Consider the following 12,071-nt stretch of genomic DNA (forward strand, 5'->3'; position numbering starts at 1 on the left):
TTGACCTACAGCCTGTCGGACTTCGGCAGTTACACGGTCGCCGGTCGTGTGCACGAGGTGACGGTGGGCGAGCCCCGGAATATCCGGTTCACCCGCTCGGCCAGCTACACCTACGATCCCAAAGGCCACTTCGCGATCGAGCACGCATACGTTCAGTATTTCGTGCCGGCAAATCGCAACAGTTCACCGCCGGTCGTCCTGGTCCATGGTGGGGGTATGCACGGTAGCACCTGGGAAACCACGCCGGACGGTCGCCCGGGTTGGGTCAATCATCTGGTTGGGCTCGGTTACGAAACCCATGTCGTTGACAACGTCGAACGTGGCCGCTCCGGCTTTGCGACCGGGATCTGGGAAGGAGACCCGATCTGTCGTTCGCAGCAAGAAGCCTGGACGCTGTTCAGGATCGGACCGTCAGGCGGGTTTTCAACTCGCACTCCGTTCGAAAATGGGCAATTTCCGGTGAAGTCGTTCGACGCCTTCTCGCGCATGCTGGTGCCGCGCTGGCTCACCACAACCCCCTTGCATGTTGCCGCGCTGGTCGCTGTTTTGAAACGGCTCGGCCCGGCCATCATCATCTGTCACAGTCAAGGAGGTGAGATCGCCCTGGATGCGATGGCGGAGGTTCCGGACCTGTTCGCCGGTTTCATCGGTATTGAACCATCCACACGCCTGAGCGACCCCGAACTGGTGGCACCCGTTCCAACGGTTCTTTTTGCCGGCGACTTTCTGGACATCGACCACCGCTGGCAGGAAAGACAACAGCACTGGAGCGATTGGGTCGTGACGAACAGGAAGCACGGCGGCAGGGCCACACTGATCCGATCCGGTCACGACCTGAGGTCAGGTCACACACACATGCCGATGCTCGACCATGGCAGCGAAGACTGCCTGTCCGCCTGTCTTCAGGCGCTGGCTTAGGGAATTGCAGGTGACAATCCCAGATCGATTGAACGGTCACCCCCCGACCGCCCTGTTCTGGATCGACAACGCGGGCAGGATCACCCTTGCACCAGTTGAATCCGCCGGCCGGGCGTCAGACCGTTGACCTTTTCGATGATCGAGTCTGCATCAAGGCCGAAGTGACGATAGAGATCACCGATCGTCCCCGTCTGGCCGAAATGCTCGACGCCAAGCGGGATCGTCTGATGGCCGGCAACGCTGCCGAGCCAGGCAAGGGTCGCCGGATGTCCGTCAATCACGGTGATCAGTTTGCAATGGGCAGGCAGGTCTCTCATCAGACGTTCGATATGTGACATTGCCAGATCATTGCCACGCGAACGCGCCCGCTGCGCCGCGGTCCAGCCTGCATTGAGCCGATCAGCCGAAGTTACGGCGAGAACACCGACGTCCCGCCGGTTGCCGGCGAGCAGACCCGCAGCCTTGATCGCTTCTGGTGCAACGACGCCCTGATAGGCGATCACGACATCACAATTCGGTCCGGGTTTGCGCAGCCAGTATGCGCCGTCAATTGCTCCTTGCCGGAAGGCATCGTCGGCCCGCGTAACCGGCTGTTCGATCGGGTTGGTGGAAAGCCGCAGATAAACCGACCCTCCTGTTTCATCGCGCAACCAGGTGCGTTCATCCGGATCACCTCCACCATCCCTTTGAAGATAATCGAAGGCCCATTCCATGATAACCGCGAGTTCGTCGGCAAAAGCCGGCTCGAACGCGGCAAGACCGTCCTGGCTCATGCCGATCAGCGGTGTTCCGATAGACTGATGCGCCCCGCCTTCAGGCGCCAATGTTATGCCGGATGGTGTTCCGACGATCATGAACCGCGCGTCCTGATAACAGGCATAGTTCAAGGCATCGAGCCCGCGGCAGACGAACGGATCGTAGACCGTTCCAATCGGGATCAGACGTTCACCGAATAGAGTATGTGAAAGTCCGGCGGCTCCGAGCAGCAGGAACAGGTTCATTTCCGCAATGCCAAGCTCGATATGCTGGCCCTCTGGCGTGAACTCCCACTTTGCGGTCGAGGGAATACGATGTTCGATGAAGGCATCGGCCTTGGCGTGGCGGGCAAACAGTTTGCGGCGATTGACCCAGGGACCCAGATTTGTAGTTCCGGTGACATCCGGCGAAGTCGTTACGATCCGTTGTGCCAGCCTGCTGTCTCCCTTCGAAAGATCATCGAGTATCTTGCCGAAGGCCATCTGGGTCGATGTTTCTCCACCTGACTTGAGGTCGATCCCGGGCACATCGATACACGCGTCCGAGTAGCGGCGTTTTCCTTTCGAGAAAAACGCGGCCTCGTCAAGAAACGCCTTCAGTCCGGCAACGTCCTCAACCGTTGCGAACGGTTCCCATTCGTCGCCTTCGTGCACGCCCATATGCGTCTGCCAGGCACTCATCTGCGCCTTGTTCATCAGGCCGCCGTGATTGTCCTTGTGACCGGCAATCGGTGTCCCCCAGCCCTTGATGGTATATGCGAGGAAACAGGTCGGACGGTCGTGATCGATTGCCGCAAAGGCCCCTGCCATGGTTTCGGTGCAATTGCCGCCGAGGTTTTCCATCAGTTCCGCGAGTTCTTCATCGCTGCGCCGGTCGATCAAGGCAGTGACATCTCCCTGATCTCCCAGATCATCCATCAGGCGCTGGCGCCAGACCGCTCCCCCCATGAAGGTCAGAGCCGAATATTCCTGGTTGGAACACGCATCGATCCATTGCCGCAAACGCTCACCACCCGGTTCACCGAAAGCGGATCGCTGCAAGGCCCCGTACTTGACCCTGACAACGTCCCAGCCAAATGCGTCGAATATCTTCTCTACCCTGTCGAACAACCCTTCGCGGACAATGCCGTCCAGGGATTGCCTGTTGTAGTCGATGATCCACCAGCAGTTTCGCAGATCGTTCTTCCAGCCCTCCTGCAAAGCCTCGTAGAGGTTGCCTTCATCAAGCTCCGCATCGCCGACCAGCGCGATCATCCGGCCAAGCGCGCGGTCTTTCGACCAGGATTTTGCATCAATGTAATCCTGTACCAGGGATGCAAAGGAAGTAATCGCGACACCAAGGCCGACCGAACCGGTAGAAAAGTCGACGTCGTCGATATCCTTTGTACGTGATGGATAGGATTGAACGCCGCCGAAACCACGGAAGTTTTCCATCTTCTCACGCGTCTGGTTGCCCATCAGGTATTGCATCGCGTGAAAGACCGGTGAGGCGTGCGGCTTCACAGCAACCCTGTCCTCCGGTCTGAGTGCGGAGAAGTAGAGCGCGGTCATGATCGACACCATCGACGCGGAACTTGCCTGGTGGCCGCCTGTCTTGATCCCGTCGACCTTCGGCCGGATGTGATTGGCGTGATGGATCATCCAATGTGACAGCCAAAGCAGCCGTTGTTCGATCGTTTTGAGATGCTCGGTGCTCATTGCGAAGATCCTGTTAATCCGATGCTTTCGCCCAATTTAGCGGCGGAGTTGAATGGAATTCTTGCTATTTCCTACCCATTTTGGCTAAGTTTTGGGGAATACGCCCCACTTGGAGAACGATTGTAGTGAATTCCACCAAAATTGATGCATTCGATATTCAGATCCTGCGGGAGTTGAGAACCGACGGCAGGATTTCCCTGCAGGAATTGTCTGAACGCATTGGGCTCAGCGCCACCCCCGTCGCACGCCGCTTGCGTCATCTGGAAGACGTCGGGATCATAACCGGCTACTGCGCCCTGATCGATGAGGTCGCCCTTGGCTACGAGGTTTCTGTCTTCGTTTCGGTTCAGCTCGACAAGCAGGTCGACGTGACGCTGGACCAGTTTGAAAATGCAATCCAGGCATTTCCTGAAGTGGTCGATTGCTGGCTGATGACCGGCAACCGTGACTATCTGCTGCGCGTGGCAACGACAGGTCTTGCAGCTTTCGAAACGTTCCTGACCGGGAAACTCACCAAGGTTCCAGGTGTTGCCAATATCGAAAGCTCGATCCCTTTGCGCCGCGTCAAGTCAGGGGTTGCCAGAACACCGTAGAACCTGACACCACGTGTCACGCCGCCGCTGCGACCGGTTTTGACGGCATTGCCTGGTTCAGGTCGTCGAGAATGTCATTCAGATCTTCCAGACCCACGGAAAGCCGGACAAGACCGTCGCTGATACCATGCTCTGCCCGTTCCTCGGGCGTATAGGTGGAATGCGTCATCGAGGCCGGATGCTGGATCAGCGTCTCCGCGTCGCCGAGCGAAACCGCCCGCTGGATCATCAAGAGTGCGTTCATCATCTCCCTGCCGGCCTGAAGTCCGCCTTCGAGTTCGAATGCGATCATGCCACCCGGTTGGTCCATCTGCCGTTCTGCCAGTTCATGCTGCTCGAAACTTTCAAGTCCCGGAAAATGAACCTTGCAAACGGCAGGGTGTGTTTCCAGCCATTCGGCAACTCTTTGGGCCGTCGCGCAGTGACGATCCATTCGCAGGGCCAGGGTCTTCAGACCGCGCAGAATCAGTAGCGCGTTGAACGGTGCCATAACTGCGCCGGTCATGTCCTTCATGCCGACGAGACGAATTTCGCCGATCTGTTCGCAATTGCCGACCACCAGTCCGGCGACAACATCGCCATGACCGCCCAGATACTTGGTTGCCGAATGCAGAACGATATCGGCACCCATCTCGATCGGGCGGGTCAGATAGGGCGTTGCATAAGTATTGTCGACGACAACGGTCGCGCCTGCCTCGTGGGCAATATCTGCAATTCGGGCAATGTCCACCAGCCGCATGTTCGGGTTGGCAGGCGTTTCGAAATATACGACGCGCGTCGTCTCGGATATGGCCGCGCGCAGGTTTTCCGGATCGGTCATGTCCACATGCGAAATCTTGACACCAAACCTGGACAATCCATGGCGCATGAAGGCAAAGGTGCAGCCGTAGAGCGTTTTGTCGACGATGATCTCATCGCCCGGACCCACCAACGTCCAGAGCGTCGACGTGATGGCACCCATTCCTGATGAAAGAGCCAGTCCTGCCTCTGCACCTTCCAGCTCGGCAATTCGCTGCTCGAGAAGGTCCAGCGTGGGGTTGGAAATCCGGCTGTAGACATGCCCCGAACGCTCGCCGGCAAAGAGCTCTCCCCCAGCCTCGGCGGTCTCGAACACAAAAGTTGACGTCAGATGCAACGGCGGCGTCAATGCACCTTCGTTGTCTCGCGGCTCATACCCATGGTGGATAGCGCGACTTGCAAATCCCTTGGCTCGGCTCATGACAGTCTCCTTCTTGTCTTTAAGCAACATACTTGAAGCCAAGGGGCGATAGATTTCAAAATCTACCAGTATTAGTATTCAAATTAGCAGAATCTACCAATGAGCATTCAAATGGACTCAAAAGACCGCCAGATTATCCGGGCCTTGCAAAAGGACGGACGGATGACCAATCAGGAACTTGCCGAAACCGTCAACCTGTCTCCGTCTCCATGCCTCCGGCGCTTGCGGAACCTTGAAAATTCGGGGGCCATTCGAGGATTTTCAGTGGATGTCGATCCAAAGACATACGGCTTGCCGATTACCGTTTTCGTTCGCATTCGCCTCGAACGACACAACGAGGAGGATGTCCGCCATTTCGAAAGCAGGGTTCAGACAATTGATGAAGTGCTGGAATGCCACGTCCTGACCGGAGCCATGGACTACCAGTTGCGCGTGGTTGTCGCGAGCCTTGACGCTTACGAGGATTTCATCCGCAACCGGATACACCCGATCGGCGGCATTGCCTCCATAGATACGAGTTTCGTCTACGGTACGGTGAAGAAGACCGCCGTGTTTCCGGCACTTGGTTGACGTCACCGAAACCGGAAACCAGTTTCAGCCGAGATGGATCTTATGCGGCCAGACGAACCCCGTCCGGCCCGAAGAGGTGGGCTTTTTCAAGATCGACCGCGATGTTGACGGCGTCTCCGGTTTTTAACGGGAAATGCCCGTGCTGGCGCACCAGAACGGGACCGACACCGGGAACGCTTGCATGAATATTGGTATCGGATCCCAGATGCTCAACGAGTTCGGCAACCCCTTTCATGTGCGCCGCTTCCTCCGGCACGACATCAAGGTGTTCCGGGCGCACACCCAATTCGTGCGCCCTCTTCTGTTCTCCCCTGGATCCGACGTCCAGGATCGTTCCGTCCTTCAGCTTCACCCCGGTCTCCGCGCGGTCGACACCGAGAATGTTCATCGTCGGTGAGCCGATGAATTGCGCAACGAACTTGTTGGAAGGCCGCTCATACAGATCCAGCGGCGTTCCGACCTGCTGGATATCGCCGGCGTTGAGCACAACGATCCGGTCCGCCAGGGTCAGGGCTTCCACCTGATCGTGTGTCACGTAGATCATGGTCGCATTTAGCCGCTGGTGAAGACGCGCGATTTCCAGGCGCATCTCAACCCGCAGGGCTGCATCAAGGTTGGAAAGCGGTTCATCGAACAAAAAGGCACTCGGATCACGAACGATGGCACGTCCCATCGCCACCCTCTGACGTTGACCGCCGGAGAGAGCCCGGGGAAGGCGTTCCGTAAGAGACGTCAACCCGAGCGTTCTGGCCGCGTCGCCGACCTTTCGGCTGCGTTCTTCCTTCTGCGCCTTTCGGATTTCCAGCGAGAAACCCATGTTCCGCGAAACATCCATATGCGGATAAAGCGCATAGGACTGGAATACCATGGCCATGTCCCGGTCACGCGGAGGCACCTCGTTCATGCGCCTGCCGTCGACGTGGAATTCACCACCGGTGATCGGCTCAAGACCCGCGATCATGCGCAGAAGGGTCGATTTTCCGCACCCGGACGGTCCAACCAGAACGATGAATTCACCGTCCTCGATCGTCAGGTTGATATCCCTCAGAACCTCGACGGAACCATAGGACTTGGCGATATTGTTCAACTCGATGCCTGCCACATCGTCCTCCCTGGGGCGTCAGCCCTTTACTGCTCCGGTCGTCAGACCCTGGACCAGGTACCGCTGAATGAAGATGAAGAAGAGACAGGACGGCACCAGTGCGAGCACGCCCGCCGCCATCATCTGTCCCCAGTCCACGGAGAACTTGGACACAAAGGTCAAAAGCCCCACGGGAAACGTCATTGCGTCGTTGGAATTGATCAGCATCAGCGCGAACAGAAGTTCGCTCCAGGCTGCGGTGAAGATAAAGCCGAGCGTGGCACCAAGACCCGGTAGTGTCAGGGGCAACACGATCTTGCGCAGGGCTTCGAACCGCGTGCAGCCGTCAATCATTCCCGCGTCTTCAAGGTCCTTCGGGATACCGTCGAAAAACGACTGCATCAGGAAGGTGGCGAACGGTATGTTGAATGCCGTGTAGACGATGATGAGGCTCGTCAGCGAGTTCAGGAGCCCGAGCGCCGCGACAATCTTGTAGATCGGTGCGATGATCATCAGCAGGGGAAACATCTGCGTGATCAGCATTAGCGCGATGATCAGTCTCTTGCCCCGGAAATCGAACCTGGAAAACGCATAGCCGGCGGCAGCCGCGATCACCGTTGTAATGGCGGCGGTTCCGATGGAAACAATGAGGCTGTTTCGGAAATAGGCGACAAAATCAGTTTGCAGCAGAACCGTCTGGAAATTCTCGAAGGTGAACTTGCTCGGAATGAGCGCGGTTCCTTCGCTGAAAATCAGCTTGTCGGGCGTGACCGCAATCTTGGCAAGCCAGTAGAGCGGAAAAAGTGCGAAGGCCACGTAAAAGGCCAGCGCCAGGTATTTCCCGGTCACGGCCAATGGTGAACTTTGACGCAAGGCATTCATTGCAGGCCTCAAATCTTGACGAGCTTGCGGCGGAGAACAAGCAGCACGACCGCATAGATCAGGAGCAGGCCGAGCAGCGCAACGGCAATCGCGGAGGCATAACCGAAGTCGAGCTTCCTGAACGCGGTCGTAAAGATGTAGGTGGAAAGGATCTGCGTTGAATTTGCAGGTCCGCCACCCGTCATGACGAAGATCAGGTCCGCGAAGTTGGCGATCCAGATGGTGCGCAGCATCACGGTGATGGCGATCATCGGAGCAAGAAAAGGCAGCGTGATCTTGGTGAATGTCTGCCAGGCGGACGCGCCATCGATCTCGGCAGCTTCGTAAAGCTCACCGGGTATCGATTGCAGTGCCGCAAGAAGCGTGATTGCGAAAAACGGAATACCGAACCAGACATTGGCCGTTATGGGCCCCCACATGGCCAGATCCGGATCTCCGAGAATATTGTAAGGCTCAGAAAGAATACCGAGCGCTGCCAGCCAGTGCGGCAGCGGACCGATCGTCGGGTTGAAGAGCCACGCCCAGGTCAGCGCGGACAGAAAAGTAGGGACAGCCCACGGCAGGAACACGAGCGCCTGAACGAGCCTCTTGCCGTAAAACCGGGTGTTCAGCAAAAGTGCCAGACCAAGACCCAGGAAAAACTGGAAGGTGATGGAACCGACCGTCCACCAGAACGTGTTTTTCAGCGCGAGCCAGAATTTCCGGTCGCTCCAAAGCGCCTGGAAGTTCTCGAACCCGACCCAGCCGGTATCGAATGGCCGAAGCAGATTGACCGCCTGAAAGGCATAGGAAATGCCGATCACCAAAGGAACGAGCATGACCAGGGCAATCACGATTACCGCTGGCGACAGGTAGAGATAGGGCTCCACCATGTAGCGAATGTAAAATGAACCGCGCGCCCGGGTCTCCCCGGGCGCGTTGTCAGCGCGAGCTGTCATTGAGCTTCTTTCCAACGGCCGTATTCTTCGGTCAGGAATGCGGCCCACTGGTCGGCTACTTCCTGTGCACTGATCTGGCCAAGAAGCGCTTCCTGGCTGGTTTCGAGCGCAATTGAGTCAGCAAAGTAGCCAAATTGTTCCAGGTAGGTCGGCATGACGGTCGGGATGTATTGCTCACCGTTGAGCGTCTCGAACCAACCTGCGAACTGCTCGGTCTTGAAATGCGGATCCTGCTCGGCGCCTTCGTGGATCGGAATGACACCGACACGTTTTGCCCAGGTCTTGTTGGCTTCCGGGTTGGAGAGATGCGCGATCAGTTTCCAGGACAGATCTTCATCCTTCGTGGTGTCGAACATTCCCCATCCGGCAAACCCGATCGTCGGGAAGGCTTTGCCGCCCGGGCCGACAGGCATCGGAACTACGGCAAAATCTTCTGGCTCCATACGCTCCGAAACCGCGATCAGCGCGTCGGGGTCCTGATCAAGGAATGCACAGGTGCCCGAATAGAATCCGGCCACGATCTCGTTGAAGCCCCAACTGACGGCATCCTTCGGCGCATACCCGTTCTGATAGAGGTCGATCAGGAACTGGATGCCTTCAACCGAACCCGGCTGATTGAGCGTGCTCTTGCCGTTCTCGTCGAAGAAGGTGTTGTCGCCGTTCATGGTGGCGGCCATCATGATCCAACCGTTGAGCCCACCTGGGCCACCGCGAAGGCAATAGCCATACTTGCCATCTAGTTCGGACACCGCCTTGGAAGCCGTCATGAATTCTTCCATGGTTTTCGGTGGCGCCGCGACGCCGGCTTCTTCAAGCAGTTTCTTGTTGTAGAACAGGGCGCGCAGGTAGAACCCGTAAGGGATCATCCGCATGGACTTGCCGTCTGTCTGGCGACCCATGTCGACTGTTTTCTGGGTCAGGGTCTTGCCGTGTTCCCAGCCTGCAATCTTGTCGTTCAGGTCGACAAGCCTGTCCTTGTAGATACCGGCCCACCGATCCGGCATTTCGACGACATCGGGAATGTCTCCACCCGCAACCATCGTTGCGAATTTCTCGAACGCCTGCCCCCAGGGCAAAGAAACGATTTCCACTTCCGTTCCCGGGTTCGCCGCCTCGAATTCATCCACCAGACCTTGAAGAACCTCGGTGCGTTCCGGGCTGGTGATCACCTCGACCAGCTTCAAGGTTTCGGCATGTACAGCAGTCGTGGCCATAACGGCGAGAGCGCTGATCGTTCCAATTAATTTCCTCATAGTCTCCTCCTGGTTCCCTGATGGTTTTGCAACACGCCTTATTTCCGGTTGGCGCTTAAGTTGAGGGCCGCGTCGAAATCGGCCCAAAGGTCTCTGGGGTCTTCAAGTCCAAGGCTCAGCCGCACGATCCGGCCGGACACTCCGAAATGCTGCAGGGAATTTTCTTCCCCGGCCTGGTTGAGTGCGATTTGCGCCGGCAGAACCAGGCTTTCAAATCCGCCCCAGCTCACGCCGAGACGGAACAGCTTCAACGCATCTGCAAAATCCGGAATGCTGACTCTTTCGTCGAGTTCGACGGACAGAAGCCCTGACCGTCCGGTCAGTCCCGGCACAGAATTAGGTCCGGGAGACAGAACGTTTCTGACCAGCGCATGGGCGGAAAGATTGTCGACAAACCGGTTCGCTGTGGACTGATGCTGCCTCATGCGGGCGCCGAGTGTTCGCAGCCCGCGTGTGAGCAGAAAGGCTTCAAAAGGCGCAAGCTTGCCGCCAAGCAACGACAGCGACAGGTCGCGGATCCGGCCGATCAGTTCGGCATTGGCAACAACAACTCCGGCGACCGTGTCTGAATGTCCGGACAGGTATTTGGATGCTGAGTGAAGCACGATGTCGACCCCGAGGGTCAGCGGACGCTGAAACACCGGGGTTGCCCAGGAATTGTCGATCACCGTGAGCGCGCCGTGCCGTTTCGCATGAGCTGCGACTTTCGGCAGGTTCATCGCCTGGAACACCACGGTATTCGGGCTTTCCAGATAGGCGATTTTCACGCCTGCAAGCAGGTCCGGGTCATTCTCGAAATCATCCACCGGATGATAGGTGACGTCCACTCCGAAAGGCCGGAGCAAGCGCTCAAAGAACCGATACGCGTCCGGGTAGACATGTTCTACGCAGGCAATGCGGTCTCCCGGCTTGACCAGCGCAAGAACTGTCGAGGAAATGGCTGCCATGCCGGAAGCGAAACCGACGGCTGCCTCGCCTTCCTCCGCGCCGGCAACCATGTTCTCGAACGCCGCCACGGTCGGGTTCTGGACGCGGGTGTAGAGCGGATCGTCGGACCGGCCGGCCATCCGGTCCTCGAACGCCTTGTAGTTGTCAAACGAGAAGAGCGACGTCTGCACAATGGGTGGGACAACGGCGCCACCCGCTCCGACAGCGACTGCGGCCAGCAAGGTATCGATCGAAAAATCACCATCAGGACGCTCAGTCATTGCATTCCTCGGCGATTTTCTGGGTTTCGGTACAGACCATGTCGATGATACGCGCGGTCAGTTCGGCGGCCTCTTCCTCATCGCCGGCGATGATTGCGGCGGCCAACGGCTTGTGCAGCGGTATCGTGTCCTGACCAAGATGGGGTTTTCCGAACGGCGTTTCGTAAATGTCGTGAAAGCACTTCAGGATCTGGTCGATGATCTGTTCGAACAGCAGATTGCCGGTCGCTTCATGAACCGCCTTGTGAAATCGGTGATCGGCCGGGCGCCAGTCTTCACCAGCCTCAAAAACGGCAATAAGTTCCGCAGCACGTGCATTGATGACGCGGCGTTGATCAGGGGTGGCAAGCCGCGTTGCCAGGCGCACCGCTTCGATTTCCAGCGGCCTGCGGACCTGCTGCATCCTGATCAGGCTTTCCGCTTCGTGCTTGATGGTCAGCGCCACCCGCAACGTGTTCCGGGACATCTCTGCAATCAGCCTGGTGCCCGCCCCCTTGTTTCGGCTGACGACACCCATGCTCTCCCAGGTTTTCAGGGTTTCGCGAATGGTTGATCGACCAAAACCGAGCCGGTGCACGAGCTCCAGCTCCGGTGGCAACCGGTCGCCAACCTGCAGCCCTTCGTCCTCGATCAGCTTGATGAGCGCGTGCGGCACATCACGAGGCTCTTCTGCGGCGTGTTCTTGGGTGGAGAGTTTCTTTGTCGGTGCTTTTCCCGGCATGGACCGATGTCGACCTTTCTGTTGCTGGATCGAATGATATCACTTTGTCAGACATTGTAAACATTATGTCAGACAAAGTTTTTTGAAAAATAGATTCTCCTATCAAGAGATTGTTTTAATTGATTTTTTAGGTTAAAAAAAGCAAAATTCCTCAGCGCCAATTCCGGTGAATCCGAACCAAAATCGCGATATCCTTGCTGGAAAAACCCGATGCGTCGGAGCGGCCAGAACAAAA

The 12,071-nt window shown here is 57.3% G+C and carries 11 protein-coding genes; 3 read left to right on the top strand and 8 right to left on the bottom strand.

All coding sequences use genetic code 11. The features are described from left to right. On the top strand, positions 1-918 hold the full coding sequence (locus LA5095_RS06885; RefSeq protein ID WP_082442640.1) for an alpha/beta hydrolase family protein: 918 nt from the start codon (positions 1-3) through the stop codon (positions 916-918). Between the two features lie 80 nt (positions 919-998). Here LA5095_RS06885 and LA5095_RS06890 read toward each other — a convergent pair whose 3' ends face one another. Further along, positions 999-3,371, bottom strand: coding sequence for a thiamine pyrophosphate-binding protein (locus LA5095_RS06890; protein WP_055113352.1), 2,373 nt, complete (start codon positions 3,369-3,371; stop codon positions 999-1,001). Between the two features lie 125 nt (positions 3,372-3,496). Between LA5095_RS06890 and LA5095_RS06895 the strand changes: the two genes are divergently transcribed. After that, positions 3,497-3,964 (top strand): Lrp/AsnC family transcriptional regulator, encoded by a 468-nt coding sequence (locus LA5095_RS06895; RefSeq protein ID WP_108874973.1) that lies wholly within the window; start codon positions 3,497-3,499, stop codon positions 3,962-3,964. A gap of 16 nt (positions 3,965-3,980) precedes the next feature. Here LA5095_RS06895 and LA5095_RS06900 read toward each other — a convergent pair whose 3' ends face one another. After that, positions 3,981-5,183, bottom strand: coding sequence for a methionine gamma-lyase (locus LA5095_RS06900; protein ID WP_055114231.1), 1,203 nt, complete (start codon positions 5,181-5,183; stop codon positions 3,981-3,983). A 111-nt stretch (positions 5,184-5,294) separates the two neighbouring features. On the opposite strand from LA5095_RS06900, the gene LA5095_RS06905 reads away from it, so the two are divergent. Beyond that, a complete protein-coding gene (locus LA5095_RS06905; protein ID WP_055114233.1) occupies positions 5,295-5,753 on the top strand; it encodes an Lrp/AsnC family transcriptional regulator in 459 nt (152 codons plus the stop codon). 40 nt (positions 5,754-5,793) lie between these two features. On the opposite strand, the gene LA5095_RS06910 is transcribed toward LA5095_RS06905, so the two are convergent. From LA5095_RS06910 to LA5095_RS06935, 6 genes are all read right to left on the bottom strand, one after another. After that, positions 5,794-6,855, bottom strand: coding sequence for an ABC transporter ATP-binding protein (locus LA5095_RS06910; protein WP_055113354.1), 1,062 nt, complete (start codon positions 6,853-6,855; stop codon positions 5,794-5,796). 18 nt (positions 6,856-6,873) lie between these two features. Beyond that, entirely contained in the window at positions 6,874-7,707 is an 834-nt protein-coding gene (locus tag LA5095_RS06915; RefSeq protein WP_408009558.1) for a carbohydrate ABC transporter permease, read from the bottom strand. Positions 7,708-7,724: 17 nt separating this feature from the next. Continuing rightward, a complete protein-coding gene (locus tag LA5095_RS06920) occupies positions 7,725-8,588 on the bottom strand; it encodes a carbohydrate ABC transporter permease (protein ID WP_235808824.1) in 864 nt (287 codons plus the stop codon). A gap of 62 nt (positions 8,589-8,650) precedes the next feature. Then, the gene (locus LA5095_RS06925) at positions 8,651-9,907 is read right to left on the bottom strand and encodes an ABC transporter substrate-binding protein (RefSeq protein WP_055113361.1); all 1,257 of its coding nucleotides are present in this window, start codon (positions 9,905-9,907) and stop codon (positions 8,651-8,653) included. Positions 9,908-9,945: 38 nt separating this feature from the next. Continuing rightward, positions 9,946-11,115 carry an aminotransferase class I/II-fold pyridoxal phosphate-dependent enzyme gene (locus LA5095_RS06930; protein ID WP_055113362.1) on the bottom strand — a complete coding sequence of 390 codons (1,170 nt, stop codon included), beginning with the start codon at positions 11,113-11,115 and terminating at the stop codon, positions 9,946-9,948. Next, positions 11,108-11,836, bottom strand: coding sequence for a FadR/GntR family transcriptional regulator (locus LA5095_RS06935; protein ID WP_055113364.1), 729 nt, complete (start codon positions 11,834-11,836; stop codon positions 11,108-11,110). The genes LA5095_RS06930 and LA5095_RS06935 overlap by 8 nt, the downstream gene beginning before the upstream one ends. Positions 11,837-12,071 lie beyond the last annotated feature (235 nt).

This window comes from Roseibium album (assembly GCF_001404515.1).
GTDB classification, from domain to species: domain Bacteria; phylum Pseudomonadota; class Alphaproteobacteria; order Rhizobiales; family Stappiaceae; genus Roseibium; species Roseibium album.